General features: G+C 46.1%; 1 protein-coding gene. It reads right to left on the reverse strand.

Features of this window, described 5'->3' with window-relative positions; genetic code table 11:
- Positions 1-228 (reverse strand): hypothetical protein (locus tag KVT28_RS27605; protein WP_217551551.1); only part of this gene is annotated, 228 nt, incomplete at both ends.

A 228-nucleotide genomic window follows, 5' to 3' on the forward strand; every position in this document is an offset into this window, starting at 1 on the left:
TCTGGAAAAGAAGAGATGGCAGGTTCAATAAGCACCGGCTGTTTGAGGACATCAGAAATACGTCGCGCCGCAGCGCTTGCATCATTCAGGTAATTCGCAAGATGCATCAATGGTTCGAGGGCTTTAACAACTTGAGTCCCCACCATCATTGCTAATAACCATTCAGCCCAACTTACCTGGCCCATAATTATTAAGCCGGTACCGGATAAAATAAAAATCACCGCAGTG

Origin of the sequence: Pantoea sp. GbtcB22, assembly GCF_019091025.1 — a bacterium.
GTDB lineage: Bacteria > Pseudomonadota > Gammaproteobacteria > Enterobacterales > Enterobacteriaceae > Pantoea > Pantoea leporis.